18 protein-coding genes are annotated in these 20,120 nt (G+C 62.4%); 7 read left to right on the forward strand and 11 right to left on the reverse strand.

Annotation, left to right across the window (positions count from 1 at the left end; translation table 11 throughout):
• Positions 1-78: 78 nt before the first annotated feature.
• The gene (locus LSG43_RS12280) at positions 79-1,008 is read left to right on the forward strand and encodes a 2-hydroxyacid dehydrogenase (protein ID WP_231804495.1); all 930 of its coding nucleotides are present in this window, start codon (positions 79-81) and stop codon (positions 1,006-1,008) included.
• 136 nt (positions 1,009-1,144) lie between these two features.
• On the forward strand, positions 1,145-1,705 hold the full coding sequence (locus LSG43_RS12285; RefSeq protein WP_231804496.1) for an alpha-ketoglutarate-dependent dioxygenase AlkB: 561 nt from the start codon (positions 1,145-1,147) through the stop codon (positions 1,703-1,705).
• A 26-nt stretch (positions 1,706-1,731) separates the two neighbouring features.
• On the opposite strand, the gene LSG43_RS12290 is transcribed toward LSG43_RS12285, so the two are convergent.
• The 8 genes from LSG43_RS12290 to LSG43_RS12325 are packed head-to-tail and all read right to left on the reverse strand — an operon-like array spanning position 1,732 to position 11,126.
• A complete protein-coding gene (locus LSG43_RS12290; RefSeq protein ID WP_231804497.1) occupies positions 1,732-2,568 on the reverse strand; it encodes an HpcH/HpaI aldolase/citrate lyase family protein in 837 nt (278 codons plus the stop codon).
• Positions 2,565-3,017 (reverse strand): MaoC family dehydratase, encoded by a 453-nt coding sequence (locus LSG43_RS12295; protein WP_231804498.1) that lies wholly within the window; start codon positions 3,015-3,017, stop codon positions 2,565-2,567. Before LSG43_RS12295 ends, LSG43_RS12290 begins: the two co-directional genes overlap by 4 nt.
• Entirely contained in the window at positions 3,014-4,870 is a 1,857-nt protein-coding gene (locus LSG43_RS12300; RefSeq protein ID WP_231804499.1) for an acetyl/propionyl/methylcrotonyl-CoA carboxylase subunit alpha, read from the reverse strand. Before LSG43_RS12300 ends, LSG43_RS12295 begins: the two co-directional genes overlap by 4 nt.
• A gap of 2 nt (positions 4,871-4,872) precedes the next feature.
• Entirely contained in the window at positions 4,873-6,483 is a 1,611-nt protein-coding gene (locus LSG43_RS12305; RefSeq protein WP_231804500.1) for a carboxyl transferase domain-containing protein, read from the reverse strand.
• Positions 6,480-7,631, reverse strand: coding sequence for an isovaleryl-CoA dehydrogenase (locus tag LSG43_RS12310; RefSeq protein WP_231804501.1), 1,152 nt, complete (start codon positions 7,629-7,631; stop codon positions 6,480-6,482). Before LSG43_RS12310 ends, LSG43_RS12305 begins: the two co-directional genes overlap by 4 nt.
• 11 nt (positions 7,632-7,642) lie before the next feature.
• Entirely contained in the window at positions 7,643-8,878 is a 1,236-nt protein-coding gene (locus LSG43_RS12315; RefSeq protein WP_231804503.1) for a dihydrolipoamide acetyltransferase family protein, read from the reverse strand.
• The gene (locus tag LSG43_RS12320) at positions 8,875-9,894 is read right to left on the reverse strand and encodes an alpha-ketoacid dehydrogenase subunit beta (RefSeq protein ID WP_231804505.1); all 1,020 of its coding nucleotides are present in this window, start codon (positions 9,892-9,894) and stop codon (positions 8,875-8,877) included. Before LSG43_RS12320 ends, LSG43_RS12315 begins: the two co-directional genes overlap by 4 nt.
• A gap of 2 nt (positions 9,895-9,896) precedes the next feature.
• Positions 9,897-11,126, reverse strand: a complete 1,230-nt coding sequence (locus LSG43_RS12325; RefSeq protein WP_231804506.1) for a 3-methyl-2-oxobutanoate dehydrogenase (2-methylpropanoyl-transferring) subunit alpha — start codon at positions 11,124-11,126, stop codon at positions 9,897-9,899.
• A gap of 153 nt (positions 11,127-11,279) precedes the next feature.
• Between LSG43_RS12325 and LSG43_RS12330 the strand changes: the two genes are divergently transcribed.
• Positions 11,280-11,723, forward strand: coding sequence for an Lrp/AsnC family transcriptional regulator (locus LSG43_RS12330; protein WP_231804701.1), 444 nt, complete (start codon positions 11,280-11,282; stop codon positions 11,721-11,723).
• A gap of 95 nt (positions 11,724-11,818) precedes the next feature.
• On the opposite strand, the gene choV is transcribed toward LSG43_RS12330, so the two are convergent.
• The 3 genes from choV to choX all read right to left on the reverse strand — a co-directional run bounded on the left by choV (position 11,819) and on the right by choX (position 14,691).
• On the reverse strand, positions 11,819-12,856 hold the full coding sequence (gene choV / locus LSG43_RS12335) for a choline ABC transporter ATP-binding protein (RefSeq protein WP_231804508.1): 1,038 nt from the start codon (positions 12,854-12,856) through the stop codon (positions 11,819-11,821).
• On the reverse strand, positions 12,853-13,692 hold the full coding sequence (choW, locus tag LSG43_RS12340) for a choline ABC transporter permease subunit (RefSeq protein WP_231804510.1): 840 nt from the start codon (positions 13,690-13,692) through the stop codon (positions 12,853-12,855). The genes choV and choW overlap by 4 nt, the downstream gene beginning before the upstream one ends.
• Before the next feature lie 69 nt (positions 13,693-13,761).
• Positions 13,762-14,691, reverse strand: a complete 930-nt coding sequence (gene choX, locus LSG43_RS12345) for a choline ABC transporter substrate-binding protein (protein WP_231804512.1) — start codon at positions 14,689-14,691, stop codon at positions 13,762-13,764.
• 113 nt (positions 14,692-14,804) lie between these two features.
• Between choX and betI the strand changes: the two genes are divergently transcribed.
• Genes betI through betA form a run of 4 tightly spaced genes read left to right on the forward strand, consistent with a single transcriptional unit; the run spans position 14,805 to position 20,046 of the window.
• A complete protein-coding gene (gene betI, locus LSG43_RS12350; protein WP_231804703.1) occupies positions 14,805-15,395 on the forward strand; it encodes a transcriptional regulator BetI in 591 nt (196 codons plus the stop codon).
• A complete protein-coding gene (gene betC / locus LSG43_RS12355; protein ID WP_231804514.1) occupies positions 15,392-16,909 on the forward strand; it encodes a choline-sulfatase in 1,518 nt (505 codons plus the stop codon). Before betI ends, betC begins: the two co-directional genes overlap by 4 nt.
• Positions 16,910-16,912: 3 nt before the next feature.
• Entirely contained in the window at positions 16,913-18,373 is a 1,461-nt protein-coding gene (gene betB, locus LSG43_RS12360) for a betaine-aldehyde dehydrogenase (protein WP_231804516.1), read from the forward strand.
• Positions 18,374-18,432: 59 nt separating this feature from the next.
• Positions 18,433-20,046: a choline dehydrogenase gene (gene betA / locus LSG43_RS12365; RefSeq protein WP_231804705.1), complete on the forward strand. Its 1,614-nt coding sequence runs from the start codon at positions 18,433-18,435 to the stop codon at positions 20,044-20,046.
• Positions 20,047-20,120: the final 74 nt, after the last annotated feature.

Genomic DNA, 20,120 nt, shown 5'->3' on the forward strand with positions numbered 1-20,120 from the left:
GTGACAGCCCGAGTTTCCTCGGCGGCAAATTCCTGCAATAAGCGGCTATCGGGTATTCAAACGGATGAGGGATGAACCATGAGCGGCAAGATCGCGATCCTGCTGGCGGCCGACGTTGCCCAAAGGCACATCGATGACCTCAATGAGGCGTTCGACGTTCACGTCCTTCCCGGCGACGCGAAGGAGGCCGACGCGTTGCTCGACGCGAAAGGCACCGACATCCGGGGTATCGCGGTGCTCAAGACGCCGATCACCAAGGAACTGATCGACAGACTGCCCAATCTCGAACTCATATCGAGCTACAGCGCCGGCATCGAGAACATCGACACCGGCTATGTCCGCGAGCGCGGCATCGCGATCGCCAATACCTCGCATATTCTCGCCGAAGAGGTCGCCAACCTGACCCTGGCGTTGGCGCTGTGCGTCACGCGCAACATGATGAATGGCCATCTGCACGTCCGTGGCGGGCACTGGCCGACCGGCGAAATGCCGCTCACCCGATCGCTTGGCGCAATGAATGTGGGGATCGTGGGCATGGGACACATCGGCGCCGCGGTCGCCAAGCGTCTTGAATGCATCGGCGCCCGGATCGCATATTCGGGGCCGCGCCCCAAGCCGGTCGACTATCCCTACCACGCCAATGCACGTGACCTTGCGGCGGCATCCGATATGCTGATCGTAACGTGCCCGCTCCTGCCCGAAACCGTGCACCTGATCGATGCCGAAGTGCTCGACGCCCTGGGTCCGGATGGATACGTCGTTAATGTTGCACGGGGCCCGATCATCGACGAAAAGGCGCTGATTGCCACCCTTGAGGGCAACCGCATTGCCGGCGCAGCGCTCGACGTCTTCGAAACCGAGCCGAACGTTCCCGAAGCGCTCAGAACCAGCCCACGCGTGGTCCTTGCGCCGCACATCGGCTCGGCGACGGTCGAAACGCGTCAGGCGATGGGCGATGCAATGGTCGACGCGCTTGTTCAACACTTTGGCGTCACGATCACGCGCTAGCGCCGCTCCTCCCGAGACCCCACTGCCTTTTACCGGCCAAGCTCAACCCAGGGATGCAGGCAACCGGCTAAGGTAAAAGAGTGACGTAACTGCGCTCGGTTGCTAGCGTCCGGTTTGGATCAACGAGGCTCCGCCAATGCTCCCGCCCGCTGCACACTACTTGCCGGACTATATTGGCAAGCAGCACGAAGCTTCGCTGCTACGGCTCATCGATGACCAGCCCTGGCTTACGGACCTTAAGCGGCGTGTTCAACACTACGGCTTTCGGTATGACTACAAATCGAGACGCGTCACCCACGATGCATATCTCGGGCCACTGCCGGACTGGCTGGAGGCACTCGCAGATCGACTTTGGAGGGACCGCATTTTCGACCAGCGCCCCGACCAGATCATCATCAACGAATATCAGCCCGGCCAGGGCATCGCGCCTCACATCGACTGCCAGCCCTGCTTTGGCAAAACCATAGCGTCTCTCAGCCTCGGTTCGGCGTGCGTGATGGAGTTTACTCAAGCCCACTCCGGGCGGGCCACCTCACGGCTCCTTCACCCTCGCAGTCTCCTCGTGCTCCATGACGATGCGCGCTTCAGCTGGAAACACGGCATACCGGCGCGCAAGACCGATGTCATCGATGGCCTGAGGTTTGAGCGCGGTCGGCGTCTTTCCTTGACATTCAGGACAGTGATCCTGGACCTGTAATGCCCTGCGCTACACCCGCCTGCATTCTATTCCGCGCGGCCCAGCAATGCCCGGGCTGCCTTCAAATGCGGCAGGTCGACCATCTTCCCCTCGATCTGCAACACGCCGGCCCCGGGGCTGGCGGCAAAGGCCTCGACGATCGCCCGCGCCTCGACAAGCTCGCGTTCGCTCGGGGTGAAGGCCTCATTGATGACCGGCACCTGCGAAGGGTGGATCGCCATCATGCCCGAGAACCCGTCGCGGCGGCTGCGCGCTGCAAAGCCAGCGAGACCTTCGCTGTCGCCGATGTCGGGATAGACGGTGTCGATCGCCGGTACGCTGGCCGCGTGCGCGGCAAAAAGGGCGAGCGATCGGACGGTCTCATAGGGTGCCGTGAAGCGTCCGCCCTCTTGGCGTGCGGTCGCGGCACCGACGGCAGCAGAAAGGTCCTCGGCGCCCCATGTGAGGCCCAGGAGCCGGTCCGCGACGGCTTCGAATGTCCCGAGCGTGAAGACCGATTTCGGGGTTTCCGTGGCGATGGGGAGAACCTTGACCGCCGACAGCCCCAGCATCGCCGCAAGGTCGCGGACCGACGCGGCGCCCTCGGCCTTGGGCAGCACGAGACCATCCGGCTTTGCGGACAGAACGACGGCGATATCGTCCCGCGCCAGAGGCGAACTCAAGGAATTGATCCGCACCAGCAACGGCACGTCCCGCCCCGCCCGGGAAAGAAACGCTGCGACATCCTTCCGCGCCCAGGGCTTGCGGTCGGGCGAAACGGAGTCCTCGAGATCCAGGATCACAGCGTCAGCGCCGCTCGCGACCGCCTTTTCCATGCGATCCGGCCGATCGCCCGGCACAAAAAGGAGCGAGCGCAACCTCATGCTTCCCGCCTCCTGATAAGCGCCGTCCGCAGGCATTCGCAGACCACGTCGCCGTGCTGATTTCGCGCGCGATGAGCAAAAGTGACGATTCCGGCATTGGGGCGGCTTTTGGAGGCCTGTACTTCAACGATCTCGGTTTCTGCCCTCAAAGTGTCGCCGATGAACACCGGCTTAGGCATACGCACCTTGTCGTAGCCCAGATTGGCGACGAGCGTGCCGAGGGTCGTCTCCTCGACGGTTAACCCGACCATCAGGGCGAACGTGAAGGTGCCGTTGACGACGATCCTGCCGAATTCGGTCGTCGCCGCGTATTCGGCATCGAGGTGCAGCGGTTGGGGGTTGTGCGTGAGCGTAGAGATCAGGAGGTTGTCCGTCTCCGTCACCGTGCGGCGGATGGGATGGACGATCGTATCCCCCAAGCTCCACTCCTCGAACCAGCGTCCGCTCATGCCCCCTCCTCCTCGATCCGCACGAGGATTGCTCCTTCCTCGACCTGCGCCCCCAAGGCCGTACCGAGCACAACGCGGCCGGCGAACGGCGCCGTCAGCGTATATTCCATCTTCATGGCTTCGAGGACCAGCAGCGGCTGGCCCTCTTTTACCGCGTCACCGTCGGCAATCGAAAGCGCGGTGACCGTGCCCGGGATCGGCGCGGCGATGGCCCCGTCCCCGGCCGCCGCGTGGGCAGCTTCGGTACGAGGGGGCGCAAAACGCCATGTCTCTCCGTTTTCGGTGACGAGAACACCGTCTCCATGCCGGATCGCATCGAGTGCGGAGACATCTCGAACAAGCCCTGTGACGGTATCGTCGCCCAACCGCATGCGAATTTCCCCTTCTGCGGGTGCGTTCACGCGAAACCCTGCGAGCGCGCCCCAGGCATCGCGGGACCGCGGCAGCATGGCGGCCGCGGCCGCGGAGCGCGCCTTCTCCGAGGGTTCGGGTGCCGCCGCAAGCGTGACGCCGGCATGTGCGATGAGGCCGGTATCAACATTGCCCGCGCGGAAAGCCCCATTGTCGAGCACGCGGACGAGGAAGCCCGCATTGGTACGCACGGGAAAGATCGATGCACCCGCACAGCTATCACGGAGCCGCCCGATTGCCGCGTCCCGCGTCTTCCCATGCGCGATGAGCTTGGCGATCATGGGGTCGTAGAAGGGCGTCACCTCATCGCCCTCGCGCACGCCAGTTTCGATACGCAGGCCACCGGGCAGCGCGAAGCGTTCCAGACGGCCCATGGACGGCAGGAAATCCTTCGCCGGATCTTCGGCATAGAGCCGGGCCTCCATGGCCCATCCGTCAATCGAAATCTGGTCCTGCGCTCTGGGCAGCGTCTCGCCCGCGGCGATGCGCAATTGCCACTCGACGAGATCGACGCCCGTGATCTCCTCGGTCACGGGATGCTCGACCTGCAGGCGGGTGTTCATTTCCATGAACCAGACGCGGTCGGCGCGCAGCCCGCCCGAGGCGTCGGCGATAAATTCGACGGTCCCTGCCCCCACATAGTCCACAGCCTTGGCGGCACGGACGGCAGCCGCGCAGATGTCCGCGCGCGTTGCCGCGTCCATACCCGGTGCGGGTGCCTCTTCGATCACCTTCTGGTGCCGGCGCTGAACGGAGCAGTCGCGCTCGAAGAGGTGTACGACGTTGCCGTGCATGTCCCCGAAAACCTGCACCTCGATGTGGCGGGGCCTGGATACGTACTTTTCGATCAGGACCCGCGCATCGCCGAACGCCGCCGCGGCCTCGCGCTGGCAGCTCTTAAGCGCCGCAGCGAAATCCTGAGACCGTTCGACCCGCCGCATCCCCTTGCCGCCGCCGCCCGCGACGGCCTTGATGAGCACGGGATAGCCGATCCCCTCGGCCTCTCGACAAAGGCGCTCGGGAGATTGATCCTCACCCAGATATCCGGGAGTGACGGGAACCCCGGCCTCGGCCATCAGCTTTTTCGCGGCGTCCTTGAACCCCATCGCGCGGATCGATGCCGGCGTCGGGCCGACCCAGATGAGGCCGGCATCGAGGACCGCCTGAGCGAAATCTGCATTCTCCGAAAGGAACCCGAACCCCGGATGGACCGCCTCAGCGCCGGTTTCATGCGCCGCCCCGATGATGCGGTCCCCGACAAGATAGCTCTCGCGCGCAGGAGAAGGGCCGATATGAATCGCGGCATCGGCCATCTCGACATGCAGGGCACCCGCATCGGCGTCGGAATAGACAGCAACCGTTCGCAACCCCATGCGCCGCGCCGTACGGATGATCCGGCACGCGATCTCGCCCCTGTTCGCAATGAGTATCGAGCCAAACATCGCTACATCCTGAAGACGCCGAACTGCGCGCGCTCTGGGATCGGCGCATTCATCGTGACGCTGAAAGCGAGCCCGAGGATATCGCGGGTCTGCAGCGGATCGATAATGCCATCGTCCCACAGCCGCGCGGCGGCGTAATAGGGATTGCCCTCCTCCTCGTAGCGGGCGCGAATGGGATCCTTGAACACCTCTTCGTCCTCGTTGCTCCAGTCTTCTCCCCGCGTTTCGAGCGCGTCGCGCCGCACCGTGGCCAGCACCGAAGCGGCCTGCTCGCCGCCCATCACCGATATGCGCGCGTTGGGCCAGGTGAAAAGAAAACGCGGGGAGAAGGCCCGGCCGCACATGCCGTAATTCCCCGCCCCAAAACTGCCGCCGATGATGACGGTGATCTTGGGTACGCTCGCCGTGGCAACAGCAGTAACGAGCTTGGCGCCATCCTTGGCAATCCCGCCCGCCTCGTACTTGCCGCCGACCATGAAGCCGGAGATATTTTGCAAGAAAAGCAACGGAATGCGGCGCTGACAGGCCAGTTCGATGAAATGAGCGCCCTTGAGCGCACTTTCCGAAAACAGCACCCCGTTATTCGCGAGAATGGCGACGCGCATCCCCCAGATGTTGGCAAAGCCGCAAACGAGCGTTGCCCCGTAGCCAGCCTTGAACTCGTGAAAGCGCGAGCCATCGACGAGGCGGGCGATCACCTCGCGCACGTCATAGGGCGCACGTACGTCCTTGGGAATATGGCCGAGCATATCGGCGCCGTCTGCCAACGGCGGCTCGATAGCATCCAGCGCGGGCTCGGGACCGGCCGCAAGCGTCGAAACGATGTCGCGTACGATCGTCAGGGCATGCGCATCGTTGTCGGCGACGTGATCGACCACACCGGACCGCTTGCCATGCGTTTCAGCCCCGCCCAGTTCCTCGGCCGAAATGACTTCGCCCGTCGCTGCTTTGACGAGCGGAGGGCCGGCGAGAAAAATGGTCCCCTGATTGCGCACGATCACCGTTTCGTCCGACATGGCGGGAACATAGGCGCCTCCCGCGGTGCACGCGCCCATGACGCACGCGATCTGCGGAATGCCCTTGGCCGACATCTGCGCCTGGTTGAAAAAGATGCGGCCGAAATGGTCGCGGTCGGGGAAGACCTCTGCCTGATAAGGCAGGTTCGCGCCTCCGGAATCGACGAGGTAGATGCACGGCAGGTGGTTTTCCAGCGCGATTTCCTGCGCCCGCAGATGCTTCTTGACCGTGATCGGAAAGTAGGCCCCGCCTTTAACGGTCGCATCGTTCGCAACGATCATAACGAGGCGCCCGGAAACGCGGCCTATCCCGGTGATCAACCCAGCCCCCGGAGCCTCACCGCTGTATAATCCGTAGCCCGCGAGTTGGCCGATCTCGAGGAAAGGCGATCCCGGATCGAGGAGGTTCTCAACGCGTTCGCGCGGCAGCATCTTGCCCCGTCCGACGTGACGCTCACGTGCGGCCTGAGGGCCGCCAAGCGCGGCCTCCGCCACGCGCCGCCGCAAGTCTTCCGCCAATGCGCGATTCTTTTCGGCGTTGGCGACGAAACCGGGATCGGCGCGATTGGCGGATGCAGGCAGAATGGGCGCAGTCATCCGGCGATTAACTCCCGGCCGATGAGGAAACGCCTGATTTCGTTGGTACCCGCGCCGATATCGTAAAGCTTGGCGTCGCGGACGTAGCGTTCGACCGGCCACTCCTTAGTGTAACCGGCGCCGCCGAGCGCCTGCACAGCCTCGAGCGAAACCTTCACCGCGTTTTCAGAAGCCAGGAGAATGGCACCGGCTGCATCGAAACGGGTCGTCCGCCCGGCATCGCAGGCCTTCGCCACCGCGTAAACATAGGCGCGTGCGGAATTGAGCGCGACATACATGTCGGCGACCTTGGCCTGCATGAGCTGAAAATCACCGATCGGCCTGCCGAACTGCTTGCGGTCGCGGACATAGGGCAGCACAGCATCAAGGCACGCCTGCATGATCCCCAGCGGCCCTGCCGCGAGGACGACGCGTTCATAGTCGAGCCCCGACATCAATATCTTTGCCCCCTCCCCGACCGCACCCATCACATTTTCGGCGGGCACCTTGCAGTCCTTGAAGACGAGTTCGGCCGTATCGGATCCGCGCATCCCCATCTTGTCGAGCTTGGGGGAAACCGAAAAGCCCTCAAATCCCTTTTCGATGATGAAGGCCGATATGCCCTTGGGACCCGCCGACGGATCGGTCTTGGCATAAACCACCAACACGTCGGCCTTGGGAGCGTTCGTAATCCAGAATTTCGTGCCGTTCAGAAGATAGTGATCACCGTTCTTGTCCGCACGCAGACTCATCGAGACGACATCCGACCCCGACCCGGCTTCCGACATGGCAAGCGCGCCCAGATGCTCGCCGGAAATAAGCTTGGGCAGATAATTGCGCTTCTGCGCATCGGTGCCCCAACGCCGGATCTGATTGACCGCGAGATTGGAATGGGCGCCATAGGAAAGTCCGACCGAGGCCGAGGCGCGGCTGACCTCCTCCATCGCGACACAATGCTCGAGATAACCGAGCCCCAGCCCGCCGAACTCCTCCTCCACCGTGATGCCATGCAACCCGAGCGCGCCCATTTCCGGCCAGAGGTCGAGCGGAAACGAATTGGTCTCGTCGATCTCGGTAGCACGCGGCGCGATGCGGTCGGCGGCAAAGCGAGCGGTCGTTTCGCGGATGGCATCGGCTATTTCGCCGAGGGCGAAGTCCAGGGTCGTCATCTCGTGCCTCCTCAGGTCCATGTCCGCGGCTCGATGAAGATCAGCGCCGGGTTCTCCAGAAGCCGCTTGAAGCGCTGGATAAACTTGGCGGCATCGTAACCATCGACAATCCGGTGATCGAACGAGGATGAAAGGTTCATCATCGTGCGGATCGTCACGTGATTGTTGATGACGACCGGGCGTCCCATGAGCTTGTTCGGCCCGATGATCGCGACCTCGGGATGGTTGATGACCGGAGTCGCAGCAACGCCCCCGAGCGCGCCGAGGCTGGTCAGCGTGATGGTCGAACCCGACAGTTCCTCGCGCAAGGCGGCGCCCTCCCGCGCCGCGTTGGTCACGCGGCTCATCTCGCGGGCGCAATCCCAGATATCGAGCGCCTCGACATGACGGACGACCGGCACGACCAGCCCGTCCGCGGTCTGGGTCGCGATGCCGATATGGATCGCCTCATGCTGATGCAGCACACCGGCTTCGTCGTCGTAGCGGGCGTTGATGTGCGGAAACTCGGGCAAAAGCTGCGCCAGGGCACGCATGAAGAACGGCAACAGCGTCAATTTGGGCTGAGCGCCCTGGCGCGCGGCGTTGATTTCCCGGCGCAGCCCCTCGAGGGCCGTCATGTCGCAATCTTCGACATAAGAGAAATGCGGAATGCGCCGCGCCGAGGTTTCCATTTTCTCCGCAATCCGGCGCCGCAAGCCAATGATGCGCACCTCGCGCACCCCGTGGCGCTCGCGGGCAATGGGCTTAGGCGCGCGGTCCTTGAGATAGGCGTCGAGATCGGCATCCGTGATGCGGCCCTCGGGACCAGTTCCCATCACGTCGGCTAGGTCGATCTCGAGATCCTCGGCGCGGCGACGCGTGGCTGGAGACGCAAGGATGACCTCAGGCTGTCCGTTTGCCTCCTCCGGCACCGAGGGTTCGGCGACGACGTCCTCCAGCTCTGCCTTTGCGGCCTCAGGTGGAGCTTCGTTCGGATTCTTATGCGCGGATTCTTCTGGAGCCTCGCCCTCGATCTCAAGCTCCACCAGCACCGAACCGACAGCGACCTTATCGCCCGGCTCGCCGTGTACGGCCAGGACCGTCCCGGTTACCGGCGATGTCATGTCGATCGTCGCCTTGTCGGTCATTACGTCGACGAGCGTCTGGTCTTCCTCGACCCAATCGCCAGGCTTGACGTACCAACCGGTGATTTCGGCCTCGGCCACGCCTTCACCGATATCGGGCAGCCGGAACGCAAAGGTCTTCATGCTACCGCCTCCGCACAATGCTGGAGCGCCTTGCCGACGCGGATCGGACCGGGGAAATAGTCCCATTCAAATGCATGCGGATATGGGGTGTCCCAGCCGCAAACGCGTTCGATGGGCGCGCGCAGGTGGTAAAAGCACCGCTCCTGGATCAAGGCGGAGAGTTCGGCGCCGAAGCCGCCATAGCGCGAGGCCTCGTGAACAATCACGCAGCGCCCTGTCTTTTTGACCGATGCCACGACGGTATCGATGTCGAGTGGCACGATCGAGCGCAGATCGATGAGTTCCGCATCCACCCCGGTCTCCTTGATCGCCGCTGCCGAGACATGCACCATCGTGCCGTAGGCGAGCACGGTCACCTCCTTGCCGGGGCGCACGACGGCGGCGGAGCCCAGCGGAACCGTGTAATGCCTTGCCGGAACGTCGCCTGCCGGATGCTCAGCCCAGGTCTTGAGCGGCTTGTCATAGTGGCCGTCGAACGGGCCGTTGTAGATGCGTTTGGGCTCAAGGAAGATCACCGGATCGTCCTCCTCGATCGCAGCGAGCAGCAGGCCCTTGGCATCGTAGGGGTTGGACGGAATAACCGTCTTCAGCCCCGTCACATGGGCGAAGATCGCCTCGGGGCTTTGCGAATGCGTCTGTCCGCCGAAAATCCCCCCGCCATAGGGCGAGCGCACCGTGATCGGGCACCAGAATTCCCCGTTCGAGCGGTATCGCAATCGCGCCGCTTCAGAGACGAGTTGATCGTAGGCAGGCAGGATATAATCGGCGAACTGGATCTCGATGATGGGCCGGAGGCCATAAGCGCCCATGCCGATTGCCGTTGCCACGATGCCGCCTTCGGAGATCGGCGCATCGAAGCAACGGGTCAGCCCGTGCTTTTGCTGCAAGCCTTCAGTCACGCGAAAGACCCCGCCGAAATAACCCACATCTTCGCCGAAGACCAGCGTGTCCGGGTCGGTCGCCAGCTTGATGTCGAGGGCGGAATTGAGCGCCTGGATCATGTTCATATTGGGCATCGTCAGACCCCTGCCTCGCGCCGCTGCTCGAGGATGCGCCAGTCTGGCTCATGGAACACGTCCTCGAACATCTCGCGCACGTTGGGCTTCGATTGCCCGAGCGTGCCGACGGCTTCCGCCTGCCTGGAGGCGGCCTTCACCGTTTCAGTCAATTCCTCCGTGAGGGCCGCATGCCGGTCCTCGTTCCACTCGCCGATGGCAATGAGATGGGATTTCAGACGTTCGAGCGGATCGCCCAAGGGCCAGAGACGCGCCTCCTCGTCGGGACGATAGCGGGTGGGATCGTCGCTAGTGGAATGGCCGGCGGCACGATAAGTGAACAGTTCGATCAGCGTCGGACCGTTATTGGTCCGCGCGCGCTCGGCAGCCCATTCGGTGGCCGCAAAAACGGCGAGAAAATCGTTGCCGTCCACGCGCAGCCCGGGGATTCCGTAGGCGATCGCCTTGGCGGCAAAAGTCGTCTCGTTGCCCCCCGCGATGCCGGAAAAACTCGAAATCGCCCACTGGTTGTTGGTGACGCACAGGACGACCGGAGCATGGTAGACCGACGCGAACGTCAGCGCTTCGTGGAAGTCGCCCTCCGCAGTGGTTCCCTCCCCGACATGGCCGATGGCGATCTTGTCGTCGCCCTTGAAGGCCGACGCCATGGCCCAGCCGACAGCATGACCGAACCGTGATCCGACATTGCCCGAGAGCGAATAGAACCCGTATTCGCGCGCCGAATAGAGGATCGGCAATTGCCGTCCGCGCAAGGGATCGCGCTCGTTGGAATAAATCTGGTTGCACAGGTCGAGCAGTGGATAGTCCCGCGCCATCAGCCAGGCGAGCATGCGATAGGTGGGAAAGCACATATCCTCGCGCCCCATGACGAGCGCCTGCGCCGCCCCGATCGCCTCTTCGCCCAGCGAGCGCATGTAAAAGCTTGTCTTGCCTTGCCGGTGCGCGCGAAACATGCGGTCGTCGAAGACCCGGGTCAAAAGCATCGCCCGCAGCCCCTGCCTCAAAACGTCTGGCATAAGGCGCGGGTCCCACGGCCCAACCGCCCTGTGCTTCTCGTCGAGCACGCGAATGAGGCTATAGGGCAAATCCCGCATCCCGGCCTCGGGGTCGGCAATATCGGGCCGGCGGACGTCCCCGGCCGGTGGAACCCGAACATGAGAAAAATCCGGCGCGTCGCCCGGACGGGCCCACGGCTCGGGTATACGCAGGCGCAGCGGCGGCCTGTTGGACATGCTGCCCTCCTCCCAGATAGCACCATTCCGATAGCCTGCATGATACAACTAATACGGAGGGATACGGCGACCTATCTTCTTGCCATTTTGGCCAAACCCGAGTATCCATCTCCTATATCGTGCACCAAATTTAGGACAATTATTTTGGACGATATGGATCGCAAGATTCTCAGGGTCGTTCAGAACGACAGTACCGCCTCGATCGCCGAGATGGCTGACGCGGTCGGCCTGTCCCACACCCCGTTCTGGCGGCGTTTGAAAAAGCTCGAGGCCGAGGGCGTGATCCGCGAGCGCGTCGCCATTTTGGACGCCGAAAAGCTCGGGCTCGGCATCACCGTTTTCGCGAACGTAAAGCTCCGGCAGCACGACGAAGATACGCTGGAAGCGTTCGAGCGCGAGGTTGCAGAATTCCCTGAGGTGGTCGAGTGCTTCTCGATGAGCGGGGAGACGGACTACGTGGTCCGGGCCCTGGTGCGATCCATCGAGGAGTATGAGCGGCTACTGAAGCGCAAGCTTCTGCACCTGCCAGGCGTTGTCGCGATCAACTCGCATTTCGCCCTCAAGTGCATCAAGCTGACAACCCGATTGCCAGTTTGACCCCCACCGGGTGGAAGCCAGCAAGGCACGAACCGGGTTAACGCCGGTGAACGACGCGGCTCAACACGAGCCACGTCGATGCACCGGCTTGAGTTTCAGGTGCTTGGATCTTTGGACTGGAGGGCCGAAACGATCTCCTTGTTGGTGATCGACCCGACAGGCGAACCCTCGGTATCGGTGACACCTACGACTTCGGCCCCTGTCGAGAGGCTGTCGATCACCTCGGCCACAGGCGTTTCCACATGCACTTCGGTCTGCGCCGAAGGCATCGGAGTTTCCAGCATCACATCCCCCGCCGTCAGGACGTTGAGCGGGTTCATATGCGTGACGAAATCCTCGACGTACGCGTTGACGGGATTGGCTATGATCTCTTGCGGTGTGCCGCATTGCACGATCCGCCCACCCTCCATGATCGCGATCCGATTGCCCAGCTTGAACGCTTCGTCGAGGTCGTGCGAGACGAAAATGATCGTGCGCTTGAGCTTTGCCTGAAGCTCCAGAAGCTCGTCCTGCAGCCGCGTACGAATGAGCGGATCGAGCGCCGAGAACGGCTCGTCCATCAGAAGGATCGGTGCCTTGGTGGCAAAGGCGCGGGCCAGCCCGACGCGCTGCTGCATTCCGCCCGAAAGCTCGCTCACCTTGCTGGCGGCCCATTCCGAAAGACCCACGAGCTCGAGTTCCTCGCGCACTTTCTCCTCGCGTTCGGCACGGCTCATGCCGCCCAACTCCAGTCCCAGCGCAACGTTGTCGAGGACGTTGCGCCAGGGCAGCAGGCCGAACTGCTGGAAAACCATCGCGACGCATTCCCGGCGCAGCCGCAAAAGCTCATCCTGGGAGCAGCTGGCCGGATCGCAGGACCAGCCGTCGGACGAAACAGTGACCGTTCCGCGCACCACCGGGTTAAGCCCGTTTACGGCACGCAGCAGGGTCGACTTGCCCGATCCCGAGAGCCCCATCAGGACGACGATTTCACCTTCCTCAACTTCGAGCGAACAATCGTGAACGCCGAGAATCTGATTCGTCTCCTGCTGGATGTCGGAACGGCTCTTGCCCTCGTCCATCAGGGGCAACGCCGCCTCCGGATTGTCCCCGAAAACGATGTTGACCTTATCGAATACGACAGCCTTGCTCATGTCTTGTCCTGTTGGATGCGCAGCATACGGTCGAGAATGATCGCAACCACGACGATTATGAACCCGCTTTCAAAGCCAAGCGCGGTGTTGACCTGATTGAGCGCGCGCACCACCGGCACACCGAGCCCATCGGCGCCCACGAGCGCAGCGACCACGACCATCGAAAGCGACAGCATGATGGTCTGGTTAAGTCCTGCCATGATCTGCGGCAACGCATGGGGCAACTCGACCTTGCGCAGTTTCTGGCTGCTCGTGCCGCCGAACGCCTCGGCGGCCTCGAGCAATGGCGTCGGTGTCGAGGAAATTCCGAGGTAAGTCAGCCGGATCGGCGCAGGCACGACGAATATCACCGTCGCGATCAGCCCCGGAACCATCCCGATACCAAAAAAGACGATTGCGGGAATGAGATAGACGAAGGTCGGCAGCGTCTGCATCAGATCGAGCACGGGCTGGATGAACCGGTACATACGAGGCCGGTGCGCCGCGGCAATGCCGATGGGTACGCCGATCGCCATACAAACAAGGCATGAGCAGATAACCAGCGTCAGACTCTCGGTCATCTCCTCCCAGTAATCCTGATTGACGATAAAGAGAAAACCGAGCCCGACGAAAAGACAGGTCTTCCAGTTGCGCTGCAAGAACCACGTAAGCGCCACGAAGATCGCAATGATGAAAAAGGGGTGCGGTGTCTGAAGGAGCCACAAAAGCCCATCGATCAGCGCCTCGGCGCCATCGGCAAGGATCTCGATAACGCCTTCAAAATTGTCCTTCAGCCAGTCGAAAAACGCACTCGCCCAAGCGCCGACAGGTATCTTGTTTTCAGTCAGCCATTCCAATGGCCAGCCCCCTTTTTGGAAATGACATGGAACACCAGCCCGGCCCACCGGGCCGGACTGGTAAAGCGATTACAGTCCGAGTGCCTCGGTCACCGCAGCGGTCGCATCTCCGCCGTCAACCGTGGTGACGCCGTCGAGCCAGCTCAGCGGCAGATCGGAATTCGCCTGCATCCACTCGAGGGTGGCATCGTCGGCATCCATGCCCTCGTCGAGGATCTTGCCCATGATCTCGTTCTCCATCTCCAGGGTGAACGAGAGATTCGCGAGGAGCTGCCCCACATTCGGGCATTCGTCGACGAAACCGGCGCGCGTTACGGTGTGGACCGTACCCTCGCCGCCAAAGAAATCCTCACCACCAGGCAAGTAGCGCAGATCGAAATTGGCGTTCATCGGATGCGGTTCCCAACCGAGGAACACAACGTCTTCCTGATCGTCATAGGCGCGCGAAACCTGTGCCAACATGCCCTGCTCGGAGCTCTCAACAACCTCGAAACCTTCGAGCCCGTGCGCATTCTCTTCAATGAGGCTCACCAGGTAGGCATTGCCTTCATTGCCCGGCTCGATGCCGTAGATCGTCTCGTCGAGTTCGTCGCGAAAGTCCGCAATGTCAGCGTAGGACTGCAGCCCCTTCTCATAGGTATAGGCCGGAACCGCCAGCGTATACTTGGTGCCCTCGAGATTGGTCGCGACCGTCTCCACTTCGCCGCTTTCGAGATAGGGGCCGATAGCGGCCGACTGCGCGGGCATCCAGTTGCCTAGGAACACGTCGATGTCGTCGCTTTCCAAAGAGGCAAAGGTCACGGGCACCGAAAGCACCTTCACATCGACCTCGTATCCGAGTGCTTCGAGAACGTGCTTGGTTGCCGAGGTCGTCGTCGTGATGTCGGTCCAACCGACATCGGAAAACGAAACTTCGGTGCATTGGGCTTGAGCGAACGCTGCACTCGAGACCAGCGAAAGAGCCAGCGCGCCGGTCAGGGTCGCGGCGTGTTTGATCATAGCCTTCTCCTCTTTTTTGAAAGGGGCTGAGGTGTCGGATTTTGTTGATTGACGAGTCAATCAAAAACAAATTAGGAGGAGATGTAAACAGTTTTCTCGGGAAAGTCGCAAATATGCCGAAGATTGGTATGCCGATTTTGCGCCGGAAAGCGCTGATTTCCGCGGCGATTGCGGAGATCGGAGAGGCCGGTTCATTGGAAGTGACTGTCAGCCAGATTGCGAGGCGTGCAGGTGTGTCTTCCGCACTTGCCCATCATTATTTCGGCTCTAAGGATCAGATATTTCTGGCAGCGATGCGTCAGGTTCTGGAGACTTTTCGAATCGCTGTCCGCGAACGGTTGCGCCTGGCCGACACCCCTGAAGAGCGCATCCGCGCCATCATCGATGCGAGCTTCGAGCAAAGCCAGTTCGAGCGCGAAATCGTCGCCGCTTGGCTGACCTTTTACGTGCGTGCCCTGCAATCCCGCCCCGAGCGGCGTCTGCTCCAGATCTATGCCAAGCGCCTAAACTCCAACCTGCTGTTCAACCTGCGTCAGCTCTTCGACGACAGGACTGCCGAGAAAGTCGCCCAGGGCCTCGCTTCGATGATCGACGGCTTTTACATCCGCCACGCACTGCAAGACCAGGCGCCCGACCGCGAAGGCACGCGGGACATGGTCAAGGACTACCTCAATCTCTGGCTGGAAAGGACCGCGCGGACGTGACCGGAAAACCCAATATCCTCGTGTTCATGGTCGATCAGCTCAACGGAACTCTGTTTCCCGATGGCCCTGCCGATTGGCTGCACGCACCTAATCTCAAAGCGCTCGCGGCTCGATCCACCCGGTTTGCCAATACCTATACCGCTTCGCCGCTCTGCGCACCGGCGCGTGCGAGCTACATGACGGGTCAGCTCCCCCATCGCACGCGGGTTTATGACAACGCCGCCGAGTTCGCATCCGACATTCCGACCTACGCCCATCACCTGCGCCGCGCGGGCTACCAGACGACGCTTTCGGGCAAGATGCATTTCGTCGGGCCCGATCAGCTTCATGGCTTCGAGGAGCGGTTGACGACCGACATCTACCCCGCCGATTTCGGCTGGACGCCCGACTACCGCAAGCCTGGCGAGCGGATCGACTGGTGGTACCACAATCTCGGCTCGGTCACCGGTGCCGGTGTCGCCGAAATTTCCAACCAGATGGAATACGACGACGAGGTCGCCTACCACGCAACCCGCAAGGTCTACGATCTCGCCCGCGGCAATGACGATCGCCCCTGGATGCTGACGGTCAGCTTCACCCATCCCCACGACCCTTACGTCGCGCGCAGCAAATACTGGGATCTCTACGAGGACTGCGAACATCTGCTCCCAGAAGAACCCGCCCTGCCCTACGACGCGCACGACCCGCACTCGCAACGCATCTTCGATGCCAATGACTGGCGCGAGTACGACATCACCGAGTCCGACATAAGGCGCGCCCGCCGCGCCTATTTCGCCAACATATCCTACCTCGACGACAAGATTGGCGAAGTGATGGAAGCCTTGCGGACCACGCGGCAGGAGGAAAACACCATCATCGCCTTCCTCTCCGACCACGGCGATATGCTGGGCGAAAAGGGCCTCTGGTTCAAAATGAGTCTCTATGAGGGCTCCGTGCGCGTCCCCCTGATGATTTCCGCGCCGGACCTTCCGGCCGGGCGGATCGATACGCCGGTGAGCTCACTGGACGTCACCCCGACCTTCGCAGAGCTCGCCGGCATCGATCTTTCCGAGATCACGCCGTGGACCGATGGCGAATCCCTCGTCCCGCTCACCACCGGCGCAACCCGCGATACTCCGGTTCGCATTGAGTACGCCGCCGAAGCCTCCTATGCACCCCTGGTCGCCCTGCGCGAAGGCCCTTGGAAATACGTTCATTGCGAACTCGATCCGCCGCAGCTTTTCGACCTCGACGCCGATCCGCGCGAAGCCACGAATCTCGCACAGGACCCCGCCCACGCCGAAACTGCGGCTCGTTTTGCCGCAAAGGTCGAGGAACTCTGGAATATCGCCCGGTTCGACGCCGAAGTCCGTCAGAGCCAGGCGCGCCGGCGCATCGTCTACGACGCGCTGCGCAACGGCGCATACTACCCCTGGGACTTCCAGCCTCTGCAGAAGGCCTCGGAGCGCTTCATGCGCAACCACATGGATCTCAACGACCTCGAACACAGCCAACGCTTCCCGCGCGGAGACTAGCCCATGCACGCTCAGCCCAAGGCCAGCCATTTCGTCGACGGCCGCTATGTCGAGGATACTGCCGGCCAAGAGATCACCTGTATCTTCCCCGCAACCGGGGCAGCCATCGCAACGGTCTATTCGGCGACGCCCGCAATCATCGAACGGGCACTGGCCTCCGCAGCCCGCGCCCAACGCGAGTGGGCGAGCTTTGCCCCCGTTGAACGTGGCCGCGTCCTCCGCCGGGCTGCCGGCATCATCCGCGAGCGCAACGAAGAGCTCTCTCAACTCGAAACTCTCGACACGGGCAAGCCTATCCAGGAAACCCGGGTAGCGGACGCTACCTCGGGCGCCGAGGCGCTCGAATATTTCGGGGGACTGGCAGCGACCCTCACGGGTGAAACCATCCCGCTCGGCGGGGATTTCGCCTACACGTTGCGCGAACCGCTGGGCGTCTGCGTGGGCATCGGTGCCTGGAACTACCCGACCCAGATCGCCTGCTGGAAAGCCGCCCCCGCGCTTGCCTGCGGCAACGCGATGGTCTTCAAACCCTCCGAAACCACTCCGCTCTGCGCCCTCAAGCTCGCCGAAATTTTTGTTGAGGCCGGCGCGCCCGCTGGGCTTTTCAACGTCGTTCAGGGCTATGGCGACGTGGGCGCCGCCCTCGCCACACACCCGCGCACCGACAAGGTGTCGCTCACCGGCTCGGTGCCGACGGGCAGAAAGGTCTATGCCGCCGCAGCCGAGGGCATCCGCCACGTCACGATGGAGTTGGGCGGCAAGTCGCCCCTGATCATCTTCGAGGATGCCGATATCGAGAACGCGGTCTCCGCTGCCATCAACGCCAATTTCTATTCGACCGGCCAGATCTGCTCTAACGGCACCCGCGTCTTCGTCCATAAAAGCATCGAGGAGCAGTTCATCGCCCGCATCGCCGAGCGTTCGACGAAAGCGGCGATCGGCGACCCACGCGAGGATACCACCCAGATCGGGCCGCTGATCTCGAGGGCACAGCACGAGAAAGTGCTCGACTATATCGAAATCGGCAAATCCGAAGGCGCAAGGCTCGTCTTTGGCGGCGGCATCCCACAAGGGCACGAAGGCAAAGGCTTTTACGTCGAGCCGACGCTATTCTCCGGCGTCACCGACGATATGCGCATCGCCCGCGAGGAAATCTTCGGCCCCGTCCTTTCGGTTCTCACTTTCGAAACCGAAGACGAAGTTCTCGCCCGCGCCAACGCGACCGACTTCGGCCTTGCCGCAGGCGTTTTCACAAAGGATCTTACCCGCGCCCATCGCATGATGGCGGCGCTCGAGGCAGGCACCTGCTGGATTAACACCTACAACCTCACGCCCGTCGAAATGCCGTTCGGCGGCGTCAAGCGCTCCGGCGTCGGCCGCGAGAATGCCCGGGCCGCGATCGAGCATTATTCCCAGCTCAAATCCGTCTACGTCGCCATGGGTGACGTCGAAGCACCGTTCTAGGAGGCAACTCCGTGCAGGCAGATTACATCATCATCGGGTCGGGCTCGGCGGGTGCTGCTATGGCCCACCGGCTGAGCGAGGACGGTAAGCACAACGTCCTCGTCCTCGAATATGGCGGTACCGACGCCGGTCCCTTCATCCAGATGCCGGCAGCGCTCAGCTATCCCATGAACATGCGCCGCTACGATTGGGGTTTCATGAGCGAACCCGAGCCAGGCCTCGGCGGACGCCGCCTGGTTGTCCCGCGCGGCAAGGTGATCGGCGGCTCCTCCTCGATCAACGGCATGGTCTATGTCCGCGGCCATGCCCGTGACTTTGACCACTGGGCCGAATCCGGCGCCGCAGGCTGGGGCTATGCCGACGTCCTGCGCTACTTCAAGCGCATGGAAAACTGGCACGACGGCAATCACGGCGGCGACCCCGACTGGCGCGGCACAAACGGCCCGCTCCACGTGACCCGCGGCCCGCGCGCCAACCCGCTCTATCAGGCCTTCGTCGACGCCGGCGCACAGGCCGGGTTCGAGTTGACCGACGACTACAACGGACAAAAGCAGGAAGGCTTCGGGCCGATGGAGCAAACAGTCTGGCAGGGCCGGCGCTGGTCCGCGGCAAATGCCTACCTGAAGCCGGCGCTCAAGCGCCCCAATCTCGACCTGCTCCGCTGCTTCGCCCGCAGAATCGTCATCGAAAACGGCCGCGGCGTCGGCGTCGAAATCGAGCGTGGCGGCAAGATCGAAACCGTCCACGCTGCCCGTGAGGTCATCGTTGCGGCCTCTTCGATCAACTCACCCAAGCTCCTGATGCTATCGGGCATCGGCCCGGCCGCGCACCTCGCAGAACACGGCATCGACGTCATCGCTGACCGTCCCGGCGTGGGGCAGAACCTTCAGGACCATCTCGAGCTATATATTCAGCAGGCCTGCATCCAACCCATCACCCTGTACAAGCACTGGAATCTTTGGGGCAAGGCGCTAGCGGGAGCACAGTGGCTGTTCTTCAAAACCGGGCTGGGTGCTTCCAACCAGTTCGAAAGCGCAGCCTTCATCCGCTCGCGTGCCGGAATCGATTACCCCGACATCCAATTCCATTTCCTCCCCATCGCTATCCGTTATGATGGCAAAGCGGCAGCCGAAGGCCACGGCTTCCAGGCCCATGTCGGCCCGATGCGATCGAACTCGCGTGGCGCGGTGACACTTAAATCTGCCGACCCCAAGGCCGATCCGTCGATCGTCTTCAACTACATGTCCGACCCGCAGGACTGGGTCGATTTTCGCCATTGCATCCGCATCACCCGCGAAATTTTCGCTCAGCCCGCCTTTGACCCGTATCGCGGCAAAGAGATACTGCCCGGGGCGAACGTTCAGAGTGACGACGAACTCGATGCGCATATCCGCGCGCATGCCGAAAGCGCCTATCATCCCTGCGGCACCTGCAAGATGGGCAAAGCGGATGACCCCATGGCTGTCGTCGATCCAGAGTGCCGCGTCATCGGCGTCGAAGGTCTGCGCGTCGCTGACAGCTCGATCTTCCCGCGCATTACCAACGGCAATCTCAACGCCCCCTCGATCATGGTCGGCGAAAAGGCCTCCGACCATATCCTGGGGCGCCCACTACGCCCCGCCGACAACGCGGAACCCTGGATCAACCCGCGCTGGCGCGAAACCGACCGCTGAGGAATTCCCGATGGACCGTCCACCCCATTCACGGTGAGTGCAATACGGTCTTGCCCCATAAAGCGGGTTCAGGC

The sequence above is a fragment of the Pelagibacterium xiamenense genome (assembly GCF_021166475.1).
In the GTDB taxonomy this organism is placed as follows: Bacteria; Pseudomonadota; Alphaproteobacteria; order Rhizobiales; family Devosiaceae; genus Pelagibacterium; species Pelagibacterium xiamenense.